The sequence below is a fragment of the Jiella soli genome (assembly GCF_020615385.1).
In the GTDB taxonomy this organism is placed as follows: domain Bacteria; phylum Pseudomonadota; class Alphaproteobacteria; order Rhizobiales; family Rhizobiaceae; genus VKMB-3413.
In genome coordinates this window covers 19,906-39,191 of record NZ_JAJAVB010000039.1, presented here as the reverse complement: position 1 = coordinate 39,191, position 19,286 = coordinate 19,906, and the positions used below count along the sequence as shown (strand labels likewise).

Genomic DNA, 19,286 nt, shown 5'->3' with positions numbered 1-19,286 from the left:
AAGGAAGACGAACATGGTCGAAACCGCATCCCGCTTTGGCGATGGCAAGGAGCCGCTGACGCTCGGTATCGTCGGCGCTGGCATCATGGGACGCGGCATTGCGCAGATCGCAGCGGAAGCCGGACTGACCGTGCTTATCGCCGACGCCAAGCCGGAAGCGGCCGAGGAGGCCCGGACCTTCGTCGGCGGAATGCTCGATCGCAAGCGGGCGAAGGGACGTTTGAGCGAGGCCGACGCGGCGGCGGCCCTGTCCCGGATCCGCGTCGTCCCGATCGCGGGACCCGGCGGATACGAGGCGATGCGAGGCTGCGATGCCGTCGTCGAGGCGGTCGTGGAGCGCATCGAGGTGAAGCGGGCGGTGCTTGCCGGGCTCGAGGCGGTCGTCGAGCCGTCCTGCATCCTGGCGAGCAACACCTCCTCCCTGTCGGTCACCGAGCTCGGAGCCGACGCCCGGCGTCCCGAGCGGGTCGCCGGGTTCCACTTCTTCAATCCGGTGCCGCTGATGCGCGTGGTGGAGGTGGTGGCAGGGGCCCGCACGGAGGCCTTTGCGGTCGAGGCGCTGGAGGCGCTTGCAAAGCGCATGGGCCACCGGCCGGTGCGGGCCAGCGATTCTCCCGGCTTCCTCGTCAACCATGCCGGCCGCGCCTATACGTCGGAGGCGATGCGCATCGTCGGCGAGGGCGTCTGCGCCTTCGGCGACGTCGACAGGGTCATGGTCGAGGCCGCCGGCTTCGGAATGGGCCCGTTCCAGCTGATCGATCTCGTCGGGATGGATGTCGTCCAGACGGTCAGCGAATCCGTCTACCACCAGTATTTCGAGGAGCCGCGATACCGGCCGGTGCATATGGGCGCCTTGCGCCGCTCCGCGGGCCTTCTCGGCCGCAAGAGCGGTGCCGGCTTCTACCGCTATGGCGACGGCAAGCCGGTCGCACCTGCCGAGGCGGAGCCGCCCGCGGTTGCCCCGAACAACCGTCCGGTCTGGGTTTCGGGCCGGTACGAGGCCGAGGCGAAGGAGCTCAGGGGCGCCCTTGCGCAGGCGGGCGCTGCCTTGGAGGACAGCGAGCGTCCCTCAGCGGCGGCACTCTGCTTGGTGACGCCCTTTGGGCTCGACGCAAGCATGGCAGCGCTGGAAGAGGGGCTGGATCCGCAGCGCACGGTGGCAGTCGACATGCTGCTGCCGCTGGGTGGCCGGCGCACGATCATGGCCGGCGTCGCGACGCTGCCCGAGATCCGTGATCTCGCCCATGCGCTGCTGGCCGCCGGCGAGCATCCGGTCACCGTCATCCACGACAGCCCCGGGTTCCTCGCCCAGCGCGTCATCGCAAGCATCGTCAACCTCGGCTGCGATATCGCGCAACAGCGCATCGCGGCGCCTGCCGATATCGATGTCGGGGTCAAGCTCGCCCTCGGCTATCCGAAAGGGCCGCTGGAATGGGGGGACGCGCTCGGGCCGCGGCGCATCCTCGCCATCCTCGAAGCCATGCACGACTTCTACGGCGATCCGCGCTACCGTCCCAGCCCGTGGCTGAAACGACGCGCTTTGCTGGATCTGCCTCTGGCGACGCCGGAGAATTGACGGGGCGTGCGACAGGCCAAGGGCAGGAGGAGGATCACCGAGCGATGACCGCAACCGGGATGGGCCGCGCCCCGTCGAACCGTGAGGAAGCGGAGGCGCTCGATCGAAGCGATCCGCTCGCCGGAATGCGCGATGCCTTCCACATGCCGGAAGGGCTGATCTATCTCGACGGCAATTCGCTCGGGCCGCTGGCGCACAACGTCCGCGAGCGCGTCCGCGATGTCGTCGAGCGGGAATGGGGCGACGGGCTGATCGGCTCCTGGAACGCGGCCGGCTGGGTCGATCTGCCGCGCCGGGTCGGCGACAAGATCGCCCGCCTGATCGGGGCGCCCGAGGCGAGCGTCGTGGCGGCCGACTCGACCTCGGTCAACCTCTTCAAGGTGCTGGCCGCCGCGATCGCGCTCAATCCGTCCCGCCGGGTGATCGTCTCCGAACGCAGCAATTTTCCCACCGACCTTTACATCGCCGAGGGCTTGGCGGCCCTGGCGGGGCAGGGCCACGAGCTCCGGCTGGTGAACGATCCCGCGGACATTCCCGCGGTCCTCGACGAGACGGTCGCTGCGGTGATGCTGACCCATGTCAGCTATCGCACCGGCCTGGTTCACGACATGGCGGCGACGACCCGGATGGCCCACGATTGCGGGGCGCTCGCGATCTGGGATCTCGCCCATTCCGCCGGCGCCATGCCACTCGATCTCACGGGCGCGGATGCGGATTTCGCGATCGGCTGCGGTTACAAATATCTCAATGGCGGCCCGGGCGCGCCGGCCTTCCTCTATGTCGCGCCGCGGCTGCAGGGGCGGGCGGTGCAGCCCCTGTCCGGCTGGTTCGGCCATGCCGCACCGTTCCGTTTCGACAGCTCCTACCAGCCGGCGGACGGCATCGACCGCTTCCTGACCGGAACGCCGGCCGTCCTGTCGATGAGCGCGCTCGACGCGGCGCTCGACCTCTTCGAAACGGTGGATATGGCGGGGCTGCGCGAGAAGTCCGTGGCTCTCTGCGAACTGTTCCTCGCCCGGGTCGAGGCGCTCTGCGGGGAGTTCGACGTGACCCTCGTCAGCCCGCGCGACGCGTCCGTGCGGGGCAGCCAGATCTCCTTCGCGCATCCGGGCGCATACGCGGTGATGCAGGCCCTGATCGCACGCGGCGTGATCGGCGACTTCCGCGCGCCGGACATTCTCCGCTTCGGCTTTGCACCGCTCTATACGCGCTTCGTCGACGCCTTCGATGCCGCAGAGATCCTCAGCGAAGTGCTCGCCTCCGGCGAATGGCGGCGGCCCGAATTCGGCGTCCGCCGGGCGGTGACCTGACACCGTCAAGCCGATGGCGGTCGTTCAGGCCCGCGTATCGGGCGGCTTGCGCCATCCGGCGGCCGGCGAGTGCCGGCGCCAAGCTCGTCAAAACCGCCTGCGAGGCGACCGGCGCCGCCAGCGCAGCGACCGGCCGGACCCTGTCGGGGTTAGAAGAAGGCCTGGATTCCCGTCTGGGCCTTGCCGAGGATCAGCGCGTGGACGTCGTGCGTGCCCTCGTAGGTGTTGACGGTCTCGAGGTTCTGGGCGTGGCGCATGACGTGGTACTCGCCCATGATGCCGTTGCCGCCATGCATGTCGCGGGCGGTCCGGGCGATGTCGAGCGCCTTGCCGCAATTGTTGCGCTTGACGAGCGAGATCATCTCCGGCGCCATCTTGCCATCGTCGAAGAGGCGGCCGACCCGGAGCGAGGCCTGCAGGCCGAGCGCGATCTCGGTCTGCATGTCCGCGAGCTTCTTCTGCACGAGCTGCGTGGCGGCCAGCGGCCGGCCGAACTGGATGCGCTCCAGCGTGTAGTCGCGGGCACGCTTCCAGCAGTCCTCGGCGGCGCCCATCGCGCCCCAGGAAATCCCGTAGCGGGCCCGGTTGAGGCAGCCGAAGGGGCCGCGCAGGCCGGAGACGTTGGGCAAAAGGTTCTCCTCCGGCACCTCGACCCCGTCCATCACGATCTCGCCGGTCACCGAGGCGCGCAAGCTCAGCTTGCCCTCGATCTTCGGCGCCGAAAGGCCCTTCATCCCCTTCTCCAGGATGAAGCCGCGGATCTTGCCGTCATGGGCGGCCGACTTCGCCCAGACGACGAAGACGTCGGCGATCGGCGAGTTGGAGATCCACATCTTGGCGCCGGAGAGGCGATAGCCGCCGTCGATCTTCTCGGCCTTGGTCTTCATGCCCGCGGGGTCGGAGCCGGCGTCGGGCTCGGTCAGGCCGAAGCAGCCGACGAATTCGCCGGTCGCGAGCTTCGGCAAGTACTTCTTGCGCTGAGCTTCGTCGCCATAGGCGTAGATCGGGTACATCACCAGCGAGGACTGGACGCTCATCATTGAGCGGTAGCCCGAATCCACCGCCTCGACCGCACGGGCGACGAGCCCGTAGGAGACGTAGGACGCGCCGGCGCAGCCGTAGTCCTCGGGAACGGTGATGCCGAGCAGGCCGAGCTCGCCCATCTCGTTGAAGATGGAGCGGTCGGTCGTCTCGTTCTGATAGGCGGCGATCACTCGCGGCCGCAGCTTCTCCTCGGCGAAGGAGCGGGCGGTCTCGAAGATCAGCCGCTCGTCCTCGGTCAGCTGATCCTCCAGCCGGAACGGGTCGGCCCAGTCGAATTCGGCCGTCGGGGCGGCCTGCGCGGGAGTCTGCGCGGGGGCGGTGGACATGGCGTCGGTCCTCTCGTCTTGTTCTCTTATGGCTTGCCCGCAGACGCAGCCTCAGTCCGGCACAATGGCCGTCGCTTCGATCTCGACCAGCGCCTGCGGTTCGACGAGGTCGGCGACCTCGACCAGCGCCATCGCCGGGTAGTGGCGGCCGATCACCTCGCGATAGACCCCGCCGAGCTCGGCCAGCGAGGCGCGATAGGTCGCGATGCTCTTCACGTACCAGGTGAGCCGCGCGATGTGCTCCGGCCCGCCGCCGGCCTCCGCGACGATCGCAACGACGTTCTTCAACGTCTGTTCGACCTGCGGGACGAACCCGTCCGCGAGCGTTTCGGTCTCGTCCCAGCCGATCAGTCCACCGGTCAGAACGATCCGGCCGCGTCCCATCATGCCGTTGGCATAGCCCTTCGGCTTTTTCCAGCCGGCGGGCTGCAGCACGGTCAGACCATCATCTTCCATGCGTCCGTCGGACGCTGCGTCCTCGCCGACGACCGGCCGAGAAAGGTTCACGCGTTTTCTCCCTTTTTCGCCGCTTCTTCCTGCGCCTTCTGGCGCAGTGCGAAGCGTTGCAGCTTGCCCGATCCGGTCTTCGGCAAAGCATCGACGAAGACGATCGACCGGGGGTACTTATATGGCGCGAGCTCCTGCTTGACATGCTCCTGCAGGGCTTCGGCGAGCGCCGGGGACGCTTCATGCCCCTCGGCAAGCACGACATAGGCCTTGACGATCCGGCCGCGGTCGGGATCCGGCGCGCCGACGACACCGGCTTCCATGACGTCGGGGTGGGCGAGCAGCGCCGCCTCGACCTCGGGCCCGGCGATGTTGTAGCCGGCCGAGACGATCATGTCGTCGTTGCGCGCCTGGAACCAGAAATAGCCGTCCTCGTCCTCGACATAGGTGTCGCCGGTGACGTTCCAGCCCTTCTCGACATAGACTGCCTGGCGCTCGTCGGCGAGATAGCGGCAGCCGATCGGCCCGCGCACCGCCAGCCGTCCAGGCGTGCCGCGCGGCAACTCGTTGCCTTCGCCGTCGATCACCTTCGCCTCGTAGCCCGGCACCGGCTTGCCGGTGGAGCCGGGGCGGATCTCGTCCTCGCGGGCGGCGATGAAGATGTGCAGCATCTCCGTCGCGCCGATCCCGTCCATCAGCCGGATGCCCGTCTTCTCATACCAGGCATCGAAGGTCGGCTTCGGCAGCGTCTCGCCGGCCGAGACGCATTTGCGCAGCGAGGACAGGTCGTATTCGTCCGCCTTGGCGAGGATCGCACGGTAGGCCGTGGGGGCGGTGAAGGAGATCGTCGCCTTGTACTCGCCGATCGCCTTGGCAAGGTCCGGCGGACCGGCCTTCTCCAGGAGAACGGCGGAGGCACCGACCCGGAAGGGGAAGAGGACGAGGCCGCCGAGACCGAAGGTGAAGGCGAGCGGCGGCGAGCCGATGAAGATGTCGTCCTCGTTCGGCCTGAGCACCTCGCGGGAATAGCAGTCGCAGATGACGAGAAGGTCGCGATGGGTGTGGATCGTCGCCTTGGGAAGGCCGGTCGTGCCCGAGGTGAAGCCGAGAAGACAGGGATCGTCTCCCCGCGACGGCGCGGCGTCGAAAGTCTCGGCCGACCCTTCGAGAAGTGCGCCGAGCTCACCGCCGGCCGTGCCGGACCAGGTGACGATGCGGGGCCGCTCCGCCGCAGCGCCCGCCGCCTTCTCCATCTCCTCGGCAAGGGTCGCGTCGCAGAGGGCGAGGCCGATCTTGGCCTTGTCGAGCACCTGGACCAGCTCACGCGACCTCAGCAGCGGCATGGTCGCGACGACGATGCCGCCCGCCTTGATGATCGCCATGTAGAGTGCGACCTTGGTCGGATTGTTCGCCGAGCGCAGGAGAATGCGGTTGCCGGGGACGAGGCCGAGCTTGCCGGTCAGCGCGTTCGCCATCTTATCGATGGTGCGGGCAAGGTCGGCATAGGTCCAGCGGACCCCGCCGGGGGCGACGAGCGCCGGCCGGTCGCCCCGTCCTTCCGCCACGTTCCGGTCGACCAGCTCGGCCGCCGCGTTCAGACGCTCCGGGTAGCCGAGGCGGTCGAGATTGATGAAGTCCGGCATCAGCTCGGCCGGCGGCATGTTGTCGAGGACGAAGGTGTCGATATGGCAGGTCCCGGACATGGCGAGGCTCCTCAGGCCGGCTGCGACAGGAGTTGGCGGGCTATGATCAGCTTCTGCACCTCGGTCGCGCCTTCGTAGATCCTGAGCGCGCGGATCTCCCGGTACAGCGTCTCCGGCACCGAGCCGGAGCGCACGCCTTCGCCGCCATGGAGCTGCACGGCGCGGTCGATGACGCCTTGCGCGCTCTCGGTCGCGACCATCTTGGCCATCGCCGCCTCGCGGGTGATGCGGGGAGCGCCGGCGTCCCTGGTCCAGGCGGCGCGATAGACGAGGAGGGCGGAGGTATCGATCGCCGTCGCCATCTCGGCGAGCGCCGTCTGCGTCAGCTGCATGTCCGCCAGGGGTGCGCCGAAGAGTTTTCGCGAACGGGTGCGATCGACCGTCACATCGAGCGCCCGGCGCGCGAAGCCGAGAGCGGCAGCGCCGACGGTCGAGCGGAAGACGTCGAGCGTCGCCATGGCGATCTTGAAGCCGGCGCCGGCCTCGCCGATGCGGTTCGACGCCGGGATGCGGCAGTCCTCGAACTTCAGCCGGGCGAGGGGATGCGGCGCGATCGTCTCCAGCCGCTCGGCGATGGTGAGGCCCGGCGTGTCGGCGGGGACGGAGAAGGCGGAGAGGCCGCGGGCGCCCGGTGCCTCGCCGGTGCGGGCGAAGACGACGTAATGGCCGGCGATGCCGCCATTGGAGATCCAGGTCTTCTCGCCGTCGAGCCGGACCATGTCGTTGCCGGCGGGCGTCGCGGCGAGCGCGATCTCGGCGACGTCGGAGCCGGCCTCGGGTTCGGTCAGCGCGAAGGCGGCGATCGTCCTGCCGTTGCGGACGCCGGGCAGGACGGCCTCCTTCAGCGCCTCGCTGCCGAAGAGTGTCAGCGCGCCAGTGCCGAGGCCCTGCATGGCGAAGGCGAAGTCGGCGAGGCCGTCGTGCCGCGCGAAGGTCTCGCGCAGGATGCAGAGGCTGCGGACGTCGAAGCGGCCGTCCTCGGGCGCCGCATGGGCGAGGAAGCCGGCCTCGCCCATCGCCGCGACCAGCCGCCGGCAGCTTCCGTCGACGTCGTGATGGTCGACGAGGCCCGGCACGTGCTCGCTCGCCCAGGTGTCGGCCGCCGCAGCCAGCTCGCGATGGCGCGGCTCGAAGAACGGCCAGTCGAGGAAGCTCGTATCCGCCACGCCGTCAGTTCCCCTCGAAGACGGGTTTCTGCTTCGCCGCGAAGGCTTCGAAGGCGCGCCGGAAGTCGCCGGTCTTCATGCACAGCGCCTGGGCGATCGCCTCGGCGTCGATCGCCTCCTCGACGCCCATCGCCCATTCCATCTGCAGCATCTTCTTGGTGACGGAATTGGCGTAGGTCGGCCCCTCCGTCAGCGCCTTCGCCAACTCCGTCGCGCCGGCAAGCGCGCCGCCCGCCTCGGTCAGCCGGTTGAAGAAGCCCCAGCGTTCGCCCTCTTCGGCGCTCATGAAGCGGCCGGTATAGAGGAGTTCCGAGGCGCGGCCCTGGCCGATGATGCGCGGCAGGATCGCGCAGGCGCCCATGTCGCAGCCGGCAAGGCCGACCCGGTTGAACAGGAAGGCGACCTTCGCGCCCGAGGCGCCGACCCGCATGTCGGACGCCATGGCGACGATCGCGCCGGCGCCGGCGCAGATCCCTTCGACCGCGGACACGATCGGCTGCGGGCAGGCGCGCATCTCCTTGACGAGATCGCCGGTCATCGTCGTGAAGGCGTGAAGCTCGGCCGCCTCCATTTTCGTCAGCGGCTCGATGATCTCGAAGACGTCGCCGCCTGACGAGAAATTGCCGCCGGCGCCGGTGATCACCACGGCGGTGACGGCGTCGTCGAAGCGCAGAGCGTGGAAGGTGTCGCGCAGCTCGGCATAGCTCTCGAAGGTGAGCGGGTTCTTCTTCTGCGGCCGGTTCAGCGTGACGGTGGCGATGCCGCCCTCGATCGCGAGCTGGAAATGCTCCGGCGAAAACTCGCCAAGCGGCGCGGCGATGGCGTTGTGGCGCTTCATGATGTCTCCTCCGGTCCGGCGGCGCCGGCCGCCTCGTGGGTCGCGGCATGGACCGACAGCTTCAGGTCGCCGAGCTGCTGCCAGAGCGTCTTCTGCTCCTCGGTCGAAAGCCCGCCGAGGAGTTCGGCGACCCAGTCGCTGTGGGCGCGTGCCATGTCGGCGAATACGGTCCGACCGTGCGGCGTCAGGCGCACCAGCGCCGCCCGCCGGTCTCGCTCCGATACCTGCCGCTCGATCAGCCCCTCCTGGACGAGACGCTCGACGAGGCCGGTGATGTTGCCGTTCGAGACCATCATGCGGCGCGACAGTTCGCCGAGCAGGATGCCGTCGGGCGCCCGCTCCAGCTGGGCCATCAGATCGAAGCGCGGCAGCGTCGTGCCGAAGGTCTCGCGCAGGCGCTTGCGGATCTCGGCCTCGATGAGGTTGGCGACGGTGAGGAGCCGCAGCCAGAGGCGTAGCTCGGCGCGGTGATGCTGCGGGCTCTCGCCGACCTTGGACTCGGCGTCGATATGCTTGAGGGAAGCCGCGCGCGTCGAATTCAAATCTCGCCTCCCGCAACTGCGATCGCTTGGCCCGTGATCGCGCCGGCCAGCGGCCCGGCGAGCCAGACGGCACAATCGGCCACCTCTTCGGGCCGGATCAGCCGGCCGAGCGGGTTGACCTTGGTGAAGTCCTTCAGGAGCGCCTCGCGCGTGCGGCCGGTCTTGGCTTCCAGCCGGTCGAGCGACTCGGCCATCAATGCCGTGTCGGTATAGCCGGGGCAGACGGCATTGACCGTGATTCCGGCGCTCGCGAGTTCCAGCGCGAAAGACTTCGTCAGGCCGACCACCGCATGCTTGGCGGCCGTATAGGCGCCGACATAGGCGTAGCCCTTGAGGCCCGCGGTCGAAGCGATCGTGACGATCCGGCCGCCGCCGTTTTCCTTCATGGCCGGAACGACGGCCCGGATCGCGGTCAGGACCGGCTCGACATTGAGCGCCATCATGCGGCGCAGCGCATCGACGTCGAGCCGCGCGAGCGGCGCGGTCTCCACGCCCCCGGCATTGTTGACGAGGACTTCGACCGGTCCGTTCCGCTCGGCTGCGGCGGCGATTGCAGCCTCGAGCGCCACAGCGTCGGCGACGTCGACGCCGATCGCGCCCGCCGCGCCGAGCTCGGCCATCGCGCGGCTCGCGCTTTCCTCGCTCCGGCCGTGCACCGTGACGCGTTCGCCGGCCGCGACGAAGGCAGCCGCGATCGCCTGGCCGATGCCGCGGGACGAACCGGTTACGAGGATGTGGCGAGGGGCGGATGTCGAAGGCAAAGGCGCTGTCCGATGGAAGTTCTTTTAATCTTAAACTATTTTGCCGCGGCTCGGCAACCTGTCACCTTGCACAACCACAAATGCAAGCCGAAATCGGCGAGCGCCCAGCCGCTTACGGCCAGCAAGGCGCGGCCGATCATGCCGGGAAGCCTCTCGGGAGAGCCCTCAGCGGGCGTGTGTGAAGCGCTTCTCCAGAAGCGAGACCATGCGCACCGCCGGCCAGAGGATGATGAGGTACATCAGCGCCGCGGCGATCAGCGGCGAGGGGTTGGCAGTCAGAGCCTGGGCGTCGGTCGCCTGCTTGAGGAGATCCGGCATGGCGACCACCGAAGCGAGCGAGGTGTCCTTGGCGATGGCGACGCAGTTGGAGGTGTGCGGCGGTGTCGCGATCCGCAGGGCCTGCGGCAGGATGACCTTCCACAGGACCGCCGGGAAGTGCATGCCGAGCGAGCGCGCGGCCTCGGTCTGGCCCGCCGGGATCGCCTGGATGCCGGCGCGGAACACCTCGGCGGTGAAGGCGGACAGGACCAGCGCCAGCGCAAAGACCGCGGAGGTGAAGGACGACAGGCGGACGCCCATGAAGGGCAGGGCGTAGTAGACGAGGACGAGCACGACGAGGATCGGCAGCGCTCGGAAGATGTCGATGATGGCAACGGCGCCGTAGGCGAGCGGCTTCGGCGCGTAGAGCCTCAGAATGCACAGGATGATCCCGCCGATCGAGCCGATGATGAGGGTCGTCACGGCCAGGAGCAGGGTGTTCTTCAGCCCCGCGATCAGCATCGGGAAGACCCGGAGCATGACGTCGGTGTTGAAGAAGGTATCGAGGAATCCCATGGATGCTCCGGAGATCGCGCCGGGCCGCGGCGGCGGAAGGCGTGTTCGGGCGGATACGAGCGCGGCAACGCTGCCGCGCCCGCGCTTGCGCGGGGTAGAGCCGAGGGCTCTTCCGGCTTATTCGGCCTTCGGGATCGGCAGGACGTCGACGGTCGAGGTGCCCTTGTCCGGCGCGACGCCGAGCCATTTCTCGTGCAGCTTGGCCATCGTGCCGTCCTGCTTGATGGCGCTGATTGCGTCGTTGACCTTTTCCAGGAGCGGCGAGCCCTTCGGCATCATGATCGCGAAGCGGTCGCCCGTCTGAATGCGCTGGGCGATCTGGAGCTGCGGCAGCTGCTTCATGGCGTATTGGAACCCGCCGATATCGCTGACGCCGCCGGCGACGCGCCCGTTCTGGACGTCGAGCAGAAGGTTCTGGAAGGTGTCGTAGCCCTTGTAATCGCCGAAGCCGTATTTCTCCTGGTTCTCCTTGATCCAGGTCTCGCCGGTCGAGGTGGAGAGCGCGCCGACGGTCTTGCCTTTCAAGTCGTCGACCGACTTCACGTCCGAACCGACCTGGGTGACCAGAGCGAGATCGGAATCGTAATAGCCCTGCGTGAAATCCTGGTTCTTCAGCCGGTCATTGGTGATCGAGATGGTCGAGATCGCCATGTCGATGCGCTGCGAGGCGGTTGCGGCGAAGAGCGCCTGGAACCCGAGATCCTGGAGATCCACGTCGGCGCCGAGCCGCTTGCCGATCTCGTTGATAAGGTCGACCTCGAAGCCTTCGAAGGAACCGTCTTCCTTCTTCATCTCCCAGGGCGGGTTCGCCGGATAGGCGCCGACCGTCAGCGTGTCCGCCATGGCCGCTCCGGGTGTCCCGGCAAGGCCGGCCAGAGTAAAGCCGATCGCCACAAGGACCGTCTTCATCGTTCTCATCTGGTTTTCTCTTCCCCTATCGCAACTGACCGAGACGCCGGCCGACCGGAGGCACGTTCCTCCGCAGACATCTGACGACGTCTGCAATTCCTTCGCAATCTCTATTCTGAGGCAGCCGTCCGGCCGGCATCGGGGCAGGTACCTGCAAAGGACGCGACCGTCTTCAACGCGCCGTCCAGCGTCGTGCCCTTCTCGTCCTTCAGCGCCGCCTCGCGCAGCCGCCGCAGCCAGGCGCCGGCGTCGTCGCGTCCCTCCAGCATCGGCAGGGCGGACAGCACGCGGTCGAACTTCGACAGGCCGCGCGCATGGGTGTCGCTGTAGCCCTTGATCAGGCGGCGGCACTTCAGGATCTCGGTGGCAAGCTCGTAGTCGCGCGCGGCCGTCCCCAGCGCCAGGCGGTACCAGCGGTCGATATGCGCCGTCTCCACCTGATGGCGCAGCAGCTTGCGGCGAAAGCGACGCAGCCCGCCGACCGCCCAGAGCAGGCCGAAGCCGAACATCGAATCGGTGCGGATGTGCCGACCCCTGTTGAGCCGCTTGTCGAGCCAGGCGGAAACGCCGGGCCGAGCCTCGATCCACCGCCCCATCCCGGCCGGCATCGTGCCGCAGAACTCCTCGATCCGCGGGTGGAAATACTCCGTCACCTGAAGGACCGCATCCTCGCCGACGCCGATCTCGCGGCGCACCCGCGCCTGCCGGCTGGATCGGGTCTTCAGGTCGGCGACGCGGATGATGTCGTCATAGGCGAAGGCGTTGGCGAGATATTTCGCGGCGGCCTGCGACAGGGCGAAGCCGTGCGCTGCGTCGTCCTTGGCCAGCGCCTCGTCGAGGCGATCGAGATATTCCCGGCCGTAGGCGAGGTCCTGATAGTCGACGACTTTGCGCAGGCCGAGGCGGGCGAGTTCGCCTACGCTCTCCGGCAGCCCTTCGATGCGGGCAGAAAGACCGCGCCATTCGGCAACGAGGCGCGCCTCTCCGCTCGGTGCCGCGGCCGTGTCCGCAGGTGTTCCGTCCGTATCGCGGTCCTCGCTCTCCGGCTGTCCGCCGAGCGGCAGCGGCGCTTCGGACGTCCGCTCGGCGGCGGGCGCGGACGGCGCGCCGGCCGTATCGCCGCCCTGCCGGCGTGCCGCCTCGTCACAGGCCATGGCGAAGGCGCGCAGGCTGGCCTCGACGCCGCGGCCGGATGCCTTGATCGTCGCCTCGAAGCTCTCGCGCGGGAACGGCAGGACGCCGGCTCCCGCGAGCGCGCCGAACAGGCTCGACGAGATGACGGAGCCGGCCTCGACCGCCATGGTCTCCATGTCGAATGACACGAAGGCCTTGGCTGCCTTCAGCGCCGCGGCCTCGACATCGGGACCCGACGCACGCCCGTCACCGGGCACGATCTTCTCCGAGACGGCGGCGATGCGATGGGACGAGGCGATCAGCGTCGTGCGGTTCGGTGTCACGAATCCGCGCAGGATCGCCCGTCCGGCCTCCATCAGCTCGGCGGCGATGAGGACGTCGACGTCGCCGGGAGACGGCGACAGCGAGAACACCGGCTGGCGTCCGCGGTCCGGGCACATCTCGATATAGTAGATCGTGGCGCCGGTGCGCTGGGCGACGCCGGCCACCGAAGTCGACTGGGCGCGGTAGCCGTTCCTCTCGGCGACGGCGACGACCCAGTCCGTGAGGACGCCGCCGCCCTGGCCACCGACGGCGAGGATCGCGACGCTCAAGATCCGGTCGGACAGCTCCGAGCCCGGGCGGTGGTCGAGGGCAATGGTCATGCGGCAGCTCCCCCGAAATTAAGGCGCTTGCCTTCGCGGCGCTGCTGCAGCCAGCCGATCACCCGCCGGCTCATCTTCGCGGAGAACCGCTCGGCGCCGGTCGGATTGTGGACGGTGTCGGCGCGGTAGAAGGACGGGCAGAGAACGGCGGCGTCCGCCACCTCGCCGCAATTGCCGCAGCCGACGCAGGTATGGTCGATATGGGCGACCGGATCGTCGCGCAGCGGATCGTCGAGCGTCTTCACCGAGAGCGAGGGGCAGCCGGACAGGCGCATGCAGGCGTGGTCGCCCGTGCAGACGTCCTCGTCGACGCCGAAGCGCGGCTTCACCACCCGTTCGCCGCCCTTGATCGCCTTGGCGGCGAGCGGCTTCTCGCGTCGCTGCCGGTTCAGCATGCATTCCGAAGAGGCGATGATGACCTTCGGCCCGCTCTCCTCGGTCGTCAGCGCCTCCTTCAGCGTCGCCTGCATCTTGGTCACGTCGTAGGTGCGGTCGAGGTGCCGCACCCATTTGACGCCCATGCCCTTCACCGCCTCGGTGATCGGGTGCTTGGTAGACTTCGACTTGTTGGTGGCGCGGGACGACAGGATGTCCTGCCCGCCGGTCGCTGCCGAATAATAGTTGTCGACGATGACGATGACGCCGTCGTTCCGGTTGAACACGGCATTGCCGATCGAGGATGTCAGGCCGTTGTGCCAGAAGCCCCCGTCGCCGACGAAGGAGATCGAGCGGCGCTTGGCGTCCGGCGAGTTGAAGGCCGAGGCGGAGGCGGGCCCGAGACCGTAGCCCATGGTCGTCGCGCCGAGTTCGAAGGGCGGCATGATCGAGAAGAGATGGCAGCCGATGTCCGAGGCGATGTGATGGGGGCCGAGCTCGTTCTCGACGAGCTTGGTCGCCGCGAAGATCGGCCGCTCCGGACAGCCGGTGCAGAAGCCGGGCGGGCGCCCCGGCACGACCTTGGCGAGTTCGGGCAGGTCGACCGGGCTTTCGTCCGGCCGGTTGGGCGCACGGATGGCGTCGGGCAGGACGTCCGGCGCATGCTCGCGCAGGAAATCGCCGATCCCGTCGAGCATGACCTGGCCGGTGTATTCGCCGGCGACCGGCAGGTAGCCCTTGCCGAGGAGGCGGGTCGTGCCGCCGTTTCGGTAGAGCAGGGAGCCGAAGGCCTGCTCGATATAGTTCGGCTGGCCTTCCTCGATGACGAGGACGGCGTCCTTGCCCTCGCAGAATTCCAGGAACTCGTCGTCGATCAGCGGGTAGACCGCGTTGAGGACGTAGAGCGGCACCTCGGTGTCGCCGTAGATGTCGGCGAGGCCGAGCCGCTGCAGCGCCCGGATGACGCTATTATACATGCCGCCCTGCATCACCAGGCCGATCTTGCCGGTGCTTGCGCCGAAGACCTCGTTGATCTGCCGCGACTTGATGAAGTCGACGGCGGCCGGCCAGCGCTTCTCGACCTTCTCCTTCTCGTGGTTGAAGGAGGCGGGCGGCAGAACGATGCGGCCGGTGTCGCGGCGCGGGTTCTCCAGCGCGTCGGCGACGGTCATGGTCGGGCGCTGGTTGTCCTTGGCGACGAACTTGCCGTGGACATGGCAGCACTTGATGCGCACCTGCAGCATGACCGGCGTGTTCGAAGCCTCCGACAGCTCGAAGCCGTCCTCGACCGCCTTGACGATCGAGGGCAGGTTCGGCCGTGGGTCGAGCAGCCAGACCTGGCTCTTCATCGCAAACGCGTGGCTGCGCTCCTGCATGATCGAGGAGCCTTCGCCATAGTCCTCGCCGACGATGATCAGCGCGCCGCCGGTGACGCCGCCGGAGGCGAGGTTGGCGAGCGCGTCGGAGGCGACATTGGTGCCGACGGTGGACTTGTAGGTGCAGGCGCCGCGGATCGGGTAATGGACCGAGGCGGCGAGCATCGCCGTCGCTGTCGCCTCGGAGGCCGAGGCCTCGAAGTGGACGCCGAGTTCGCCGAGAATCTCCTGCGCGTCGGCGAGGACGTCCATCAGATGGCTGATCGGCGCGCCCTGATAGCCGCCGACATAGCCGACGCCGCACTGGAGCAGCGCCTTGGTGATCGCGAGAATGCCCTCGCCGGAGAATTCCTCGCCGGCGCCGAGCCGAAGCTTCTGCACTTCCTTGGCGAACGATCGTTCAGCCATGCCGCCGCTCCTTCATCATGTCTGTCTTCTGAAAAGTCACTTGGCCGGATCGCGTGTCGACCAGAGCACGGTGTCGGCGCCCTTTTCGTAGGCCATGCCGCCGGGATAGCTGATCGCCTCCAGCTGCAGGCCCCAGGGCGCGAAGAAGTAGAGGATCGACTGGCCGGCGGCCGGACCCGCATCGATCGGCACCGGCCCCATCAGTGTGCGCACGCCGTTCGCGTCGAAATAGGTCTTCGCCGCCTTGATGTCGTCGACGTAGAAGGCGAGGTGGTGCCCGCCGATGTCGCTGTTCTTCGGCCCGGTCTTCGCCTGGTCCGGCGCGGTATACTGGAAGAGCTCGATATTGCTGCCATTGCCGCAGCGCACCAGCGTGATCTTCTCGATGACGGCGCGCGGATCGACGTCGACGAGGTCGTGCATGAAGGTGCCCGTGTCGTCGCGGAACGGACCGAAGGACATCGCCTTCCGGCAGCCGAGGACATCGGTGAAGAAGGTCTCGGCCTGAGCGATGTCGGGCACGGTGATGCCGACATGGTCGATGCCGCGCATGCCGGGCAGCGTGTCGGCCGCCGCGGCCGGGCCGAAGAGGGCGCATGCGGCGGCCGTGGCGGCAAGGCCGGCCAGGAGGCCGGCGGAAAGGCGGCGGGCGAGGCGGCCGGGTTCCTGATCCAGCATTCTGGAAAATCCCCTCAGAAATCGTGCTGCCGGACATTGCGCAGAACCTTCTGCAGCACGGCGACGAAGGCTGCGTATTCGGGGTCGTCGACGCCGAGGAACATCCGCTCGAAGGCGGAGCGCATCACCGGCCACACGGCCTCGAACAGGGCGCGGCCCTTGTCTGTGAGGTAGATCCGCCGGACGCGGTTGTCCGAGGTCTCCGTTTCCCGCCGCAACAGCCCCTGAGCCTCCATCGTGTCGAGCGTCCGGCTCATGGTCGACTGCTCGATCACCGCGTAGACGGCGACCTCGTTGATCGTCAGCCCGTCGATGGCGGACAGGATCGCCAGCGTCCGCATTTGCGGCGTCGTCAGGCCGTGCGCCTTCAGATCGTCGCGCAGAGTCGCGTTGTAGCGCCCCATGATCCGGTTCATGAGATAGGGCGCGAATTGCTGCAGCCCGATCTCGCCGAGGGCGTAGGATCTGTCGTCCGCCGACCGCGGGACGTCGTCCATCAGCGCTCACCCGCGCCGCCGTGGCGAGCCGCCGGCGCCTTGTTGCAAAGGGCGAGGCCTGCGAGCCGAGACGCCGCCTTTCGGCAGCGGCCGGATCCGTTCAGTCCGGCCATCCGCTCCACCGTCTTCAGGCCTCGCACCATCGAATTCCCGCTTGTTAGCTCTTTGGGACGAGGGCCAGGGCGCGGATCGGGCTGCCCGTGCCATGCTCGATCTTCAGCGGCGCCGCGATCAGGATCGCGCCCTTCGCCGGAAGCTTGTCGAGATTGCAGAGGCTGGCGAGGCCGTAGCGATTGGCCTTGTGCATCAGGTTGTGGGCGGGGAAGGGGATCTCCATGCCCGCCGCCTGGCCAGCGTCCGTGCCGATGCACTGCGTGCCCCAGCCGATCGCGCCCTTTTCGATGATGTACTGGATGCAGTCGACGGTCGGTCCGGGCGAGTGCGGACCGGTCTCGTCGGCGTTGAGGAAGGTCTCCTCCGAGCCGTTGCGCCGATCCCAGTCGGTCCGCATCACCACCCATTCGCCGGCCTTAATCTCGCCATGCTCGGCCTCCCAGGCCTTCACGTCGTCCGCCGTCAGGAGGTAGTCGTGGTTCTCGGCCGATTTGGCCGAGCAGTCGATGACGTTGACCGGCGCGACGAAGTTCTTGACCGGAATCGAGTCGGTCGCGCCATCCGGATAGTCCTTGCCGGTGATCCAGTGATGCGGCGCATCGAAATGCGTGCCGGAATGCTCGCCCACCTTCAGCCAGTTCCATGCCCACCAGGGGCCGTTCTTGTCATATTCTGAGATCTTGTGGATCTCGATCTTCGGCGTGTCGACCGCGAGTTCCGGCGGCAGCTTCAACAGCGGAGTCGAGGGCCCCAGCACCGCGGTGAGATCGACCACCTCGACCGCGCCGCTGACAAGCATCTCCGCCAAACCCGACAGACCTTGCGAACCGGCCATCCTCGCCTCCCTTATTCAACTGCCCCGTCCCAGGGCGTCTGACATGCCTGCACGCTATCGCGGCAAATATGCGGATGCAAGTATTTCTTGGAGCATTTCCATTGTTGCACTGCGGTTGCGCAGGATGACCAGGAATTGGGCTGGATGTGGCGCTAATGTCGGCAGAGTCTTCGCGGTCGCGGCACTTTCAGTGCAGCGCGGAATCGGGGCTTTCCGGCATGCACTTGACGAGGCATGCCTTCCCTCGCTGGTATCGGTACGATACCGTATGCAAATGGATATAATTCCGTGCGCAGGCACGGAGCGGGCGGCAGGCAGGCCGACCGGGAGTCGCGGTGCCGGAGGGATGGGATCATGGCCATGCGGATTGCAGAACTCCTGATGGAGCGGCTCGGCGGGGAAATCGTCACGCTGGGGGATGAGATCCCCGAGCGCGCCCGGCACGACTGGAGCGGCCAGGAGCCGGTGCGCCCGCTCGCGCTGATCAGGCCGCGCAGCACCGAGGAGGTCTCGGCGACCTTGAAGCTCTGCAGCGAGGCGGGGATCGGTGTCGTGCCGCAGGGCGGGCTCACCGGTCTCGCCGGCGGTGCCCATCCGACGAAGGGCTGCGTGGCGCTGTCGCTGGAGCGGCTCAACCGGATCGAGGAGATCGACCCGGCCATGGCGACGATGACGGCCGGGGCCGGGGTGGTGCTGCAGACGGCTCAGGCTGCGGCGGAGGAGGCGGGCCTGTTCCTCGCCCTCGATCTCGGCGCGCGCGGCTCCTGCACCGTGGGCGGCGTCCTGTCCACCAATGCCGGCGGAAACCGGGTGATCCGCTACGGCATGGCGCGCGAGCACGTGCTCGGCCTCGAGATCGTCCTCGCGGACGGGACGGTCGTCAGCTCGCTGAACAAGATGCTGAAGAACAATGCCGGATACGATTCCAAGCAACTGTTCATCGGCTCGGAAGGAACGCTCGGCGTCATCACCCGGGCCGTCCTGCGCCTGCAGCCGCAGCCGACCTTCTCGACCAGCGCGCTCTGCGGCTGCCGCGACTTCGACGCCGTCCTGTCGCTTCTGAAGGCGGCCCGCGCTGGCCTCGGCCCCTCGCTCACCGCCTTCGAGGTGATGTGGCCGAGCTTCTACCACTTCATGGGCGACAGCCTGCCGTCGCTGCCGCAGCCGCTCAGCGGAAGGCACGGGATCTACGTGCTGATCGAGGTCAGCGGCTTCGATGCCGAACGGGATGCGGCACGACTGGAATCCCTGCTCGAGGGACGGCTGGAGGCGGGCGACGTCGAGGATGCGGTGATCGCCGCCTCCGGCAAGGACGTGGCCGCGCTCTGGGCGATCCGCGAGAGCGTCTCGGAATATACCAAGGTGCTCGGGCCGATCGCGGCCTTCGACGTGGGCGTCTCCTCGCATGTCACGGGCGCCGTGGTCGAGCAGCTCGAAGCCGGGATGGCCGAGCGCTGGCCGGACGCGATCTCGCTGTCCTACGGCCATGTCGGCGACAGCAACCTGCACTTCGTCGCCAACGTTCCCTCCGCCGGCGCCGCGCAGCCGGGCGGCGAGATCGCCGATTTCGTCTACGCGACCGTCCGGGCGGCCGGCGGGACGATCTCGGCCGAGCATGGAATCGGAACGCTGAAGCGCAAATATCTCGCCTATTCGCGCTCGCCCGCCGAACTCGATCTCATGCGGCGGATGAAGGCGGCGCTCGACCCGAAGGGCATCCTCAACCCCGGCAAAGTGCTGGGATAGGGGCGTCGCTGTAGGGATCCAGA

Annotated in this window: 17 protein-coding genes; 3 read left to right on the top strand and 14 right to left on the bottom strand. The window is 68.0% G+C overall.

Annotated elements, in window-relative coordinates:
- The first annotated feature begins 13 nt into the window (after window positions 1–13).
- Window positions 14–1,576 carry a 3-hydroxyacyl-CoA dehydrogenase gene (locus LH400_RS22945; RefSeq protein WP_229155796.1) on the top strand — a complete coding sequence of 521 codons (1,563 nt, stop codon included), beginning with the start codon at window positions 14–16 and terminating at the stop codon, window positions 1,574–1,576.
- A 44-nt stretch (window positions 1,577–1,620) separates the two neighbouring features.
- Window positions 1,621–2,886: a kynureninase gene (gene kynU, locus LH400_RS22940; RefSeq protein WP_229155795.1), complete on the top strand. Its 1,266-nt coding sequence runs from the start codon at window positions 1,621–1,623 to the stop codon at window positions 2,884–2,886.
- A 149-nt stretch (window positions 2,887–3,035) separates the two neighbouring features.
- Here kynU and LH400_RS22935 read toward each other — a convergent pair whose 3' ends face one another.
- From LH400_RS22935 to LH400_RS22870, 14 genes are all read right to left on the bottom strand, one after another.
- Window positions 3,036–4,256 (bottom strand): acyl-CoA dehydrogenase, encoded by a 1,221-nt coding sequence (locus LH400_RS22935; RefSeq protein ID WP_229155794.1) that lies wholly within the window; start codon window positions 4,254–4,256, stop codon window positions 3,036–3,038.
- Window positions 4,257–4,307: 51 nt separating this feature from the next.
- Complete coding sequence (locus LH400_RS22930; RefSeq protein WP_229155962.1) at window positions 4,308–4,712, bottom strand: RidA family protein; 405 nt, start codon at window positions 4,710–4,712, stop codon at window positions 4,308–4,310.
- A 47-nt stretch (window positions 4,713–4,759) separates the two neighbouring features.
- Window positions 4,760–6,406, bottom strand: coding sequence for a benzoate-CoA ligase family protein (locus LH400_RS22925; RefSeq protein ID WP_229155793.1), 1,647 nt, complete (start codon window positions 6,404–6,406; stop codon window positions 4,760–4,762).
- An 11-nt stretch (window positions 6,407–6,417) separates the two neighbouring features.
- On the bottom strand, window positions 6,418–7,572 hold the full coding sequence (locus LH400_RS22920; protein ID WP_229155792.1) for an acyl-CoA dehydrogenase family protein: 1,155 nt from the start codon (window positions 7,570–7,572) through the stop codon (window positions 6,418–6,420).
- Window positions 7,573–7,576: 4 nt separating this feature from the next.
- Window positions 7,577–8,410: an enoyl-CoA hydratase family protein gene (locus LH400_RS22915; RefSeq protein ID WP_229155791.1), complete on the bottom strand. Its 834-nt coding sequence runs from the start codon at window positions 8,408–8,410 to the stop codon at window positions 7,577–7,579.
- The gene (locus LH400_RS22910; protein WP_229155790.1) at window positions 8,407–8,952 is read right to left on the bottom strand and encodes a MarR family winged helix-turn-helix transcriptional regulator; all 546 of its coding nucleotides are present in this window, start codon (window positions 8,950–8,952) and stop codon (window positions 8,407–8,409) included. Before LH400_RS22910 ends, LH400_RS22915 begins: the two co-directional genes overlap by 4 nt.
- Window positions 8,949–9,713, bottom strand: a complete 765-nt coding sequence (locus tag LH400_RS22905) for an SDR family NAD(P)-dependent oxidoreductase (protein WP_229155789.1) — start codon at window positions 9,711–9,713, stop codon at window positions 8,949–8,951. Before LH400_RS22905 ends, LH400_RS22910 begins: the two co-directional genes overlap by 4 nt.
- Before the next feature lie 165 nt (window positions 9,714–9,878).
- A complete protein-coding gene (locus LH400_RS22900) occupies window positions 9,879–10,547 on the bottom strand; it encodes an amino acid ABC transporter permease (RefSeq protein ID WP_229155788.1) in 669 nt (222 codons plus the stop codon).
- A 117-nt stretch (window positions 10,548–10,664) separates the two neighbouring features.
- On the bottom strand, window positions 10,665–11,465 hold the full coding sequence (locus LH400_RS22895; RefSeq protein ID WP_229155787.1) for an ABC transporter substrate-binding protein: 801 nt from the start codon (window positions 11,463–11,465) through the stop codon (window positions 10,665–10,667).
- A 101-nt stretch (window positions 11,466–11,566) separates the two neighbouring features.
- The gene (locus LH400_RS22890; protein WP_229155786.1) at window positions 11,567–13,234 is read right to left on the bottom strand and encodes an indolepyruvate oxidoreductase subunit beta family protein; all 1,668 of its coding nucleotides are present in this window, start codon (window positions 13,232–13,234) and stop codon (window positions 11,567–11,569) included.
- On the bottom strand, window positions 13,231–15,393 hold the full coding sequence (locus tag LH400_RS22885; protein ID WP_229155785.1) for a thiamine pyrophosphate-dependent enzyme: 2,163 nt from the start codon (window positions 15,391–15,393) through the stop codon (window positions 13,231–13,233). The genes LH400_RS22890 and LH400_RS22885 overlap by 4 nt, the downstream gene beginning before the upstream one ends.
- 36 nt (window positions 15,394–15,429) lie before the next feature.
- Window positions 15,430–16,071 (bottom strand): VOC family protein, encoded by a 642-nt coding sequence (locus LH400_RS22880; protein ID WP_370638464.1) that lies wholly within the window; start codon window positions 16,069–16,071, stop codon window positions 15,430–15,432.
- 14 nt (window positions 16,072–16,085) lie between these two features.
- Entirely contained in the window at window positions 16,086–16,568 is a 483-nt protein-coding gene (locus LH400_RS22875) for a MarR family winged helix-turn-helix transcriptional regulator (RefSeq protein WP_229155784.1), read from the bottom strand.
- Between the two features lie 157 nt (window positions 16,569–16,725).
- Window positions 16,726–17,517, bottom strand: coding sequence for a cyclase family protein (locus LH400_RS22870; RefSeq protein ID WP_229155783.1), 792 nt, complete (start codon window positions 17,515–17,517; stop codon window positions 16,726–16,728).
- Window positions 17,518–17,871: 354 nt separating this feature from the next.
- On the opposite strand from LH400_RS22870, the gene LH400_RS22865 reads away from it, so the two are divergent.
- A complete protein-coding gene (locus LH400_RS22865; protein WP_229155782.1) occupies window positions 17,872–19,263 on the top strand; it encodes an FAD-binding oxidoreductase in 1,392 nt (463 codons plus the stop codon).
- Window positions 19,264–19,286: the final 23 nt, after the last annotated feature.

Bases quoted from the DNA above. Each gene is read 5' to 3' on its own strand.
- LH400_RS22945 (WP_229155796.1), top strand. From the start codon at position 14: ATGGTCGAAACCGCATCCCGCTTTGGCGATGGCAAGGAGCCGCTGACG.
- kynU (WP_229155795.1), top strand. From the start codon at position 1,621: ATGACCGCAACCGGGATGGGCCGCGCCCCGTCGAACCGTGAGGAAGCG.
- LH400_RS22935 (WP_229155794.1), bottom strand. From the start codon at position 4,256: ATGTCCACCGCCCCCGCGCAGACTCCCGCGCAGGCCGCCCCGACGGCC.
- LH400_RS22930 (WP_229155962.1), bottom strand. From the start codon at position 4,712: ATGGAAGATGATGGTCTGACCGTGCTGCAGCCCGCCGGCTGGAAAAAG.
- LH400_RS22925 (WP_229155793.1), bottom strand. From the start codon at position 6,406: ATGTCCGGGACCTGCCATATCGACACCTTCGTCCTCGACAACATGCCG.
- LH400_RS22915 (WP_229155791.1), bottom strand. From the start codon at position 8,410: ATGAAGCGCCACAACGCCATCGCCGCGCCGCTTGGCGAGTTTTCGCCG.
- LH400_RS22900 (WP_229155788.1), bottom strand. From the start codon at position 10,547: ATGGGATTCCTCGATACCTTCTTCAACACCGACGTCATGCTCCGGGTC.
- LH400_RS22895 (WP_229155787.1), bottom strand. From the start codon at position 11,465: ATGAGAACGATGAAGACGGTCCTTGTGGCGATCGGCTTTACTCTGGCC.
- LH400_RS22890 (WP_229155786.1), bottom strand. From the start codon at position 13,234: ATGACCATTGCCCTCGACCACCGCCCGGGCTCGGAGCTGTCCGACCGG.
- LH400_RS22885 (WP_229155785.1), bottom strand. From the start codon at position 15,393: ATGGCTGAACGATCGTTCGCCAAGGAAGTGCAGAAGCTTCGGCTCGGC.
- LH400_RS22880 (WP_370638464.1), bottom strand. From the start codon at position 16,071: ATGCTGGATCAGGAACCCGGCCGCCTCGCCCGCCGCCTTTCCGCCGGC.
- LH400_RS22875 (WP_229155784.1), bottom strand. From the start codon at position 16,568: ATGGACGACGTCCCGCGGTCGGCGGACGACAGATCCTACGCCCTCGGC.
- LH400_RS22870 (WP_229155783.1), bottom strand. From the start codon at position 17,517: ATGGCCGGTTCGCAAGGTCTGTCGGGTTTGGCGGAGATGCTTGTCAGC.
- LH400_RS22865 (WP_229155782.1), top strand. From the start codon at position 17,872: ATGGCCATGCGGATTGCAGAACTCCTGATGGAGCGGCTCGGCGGGGAA.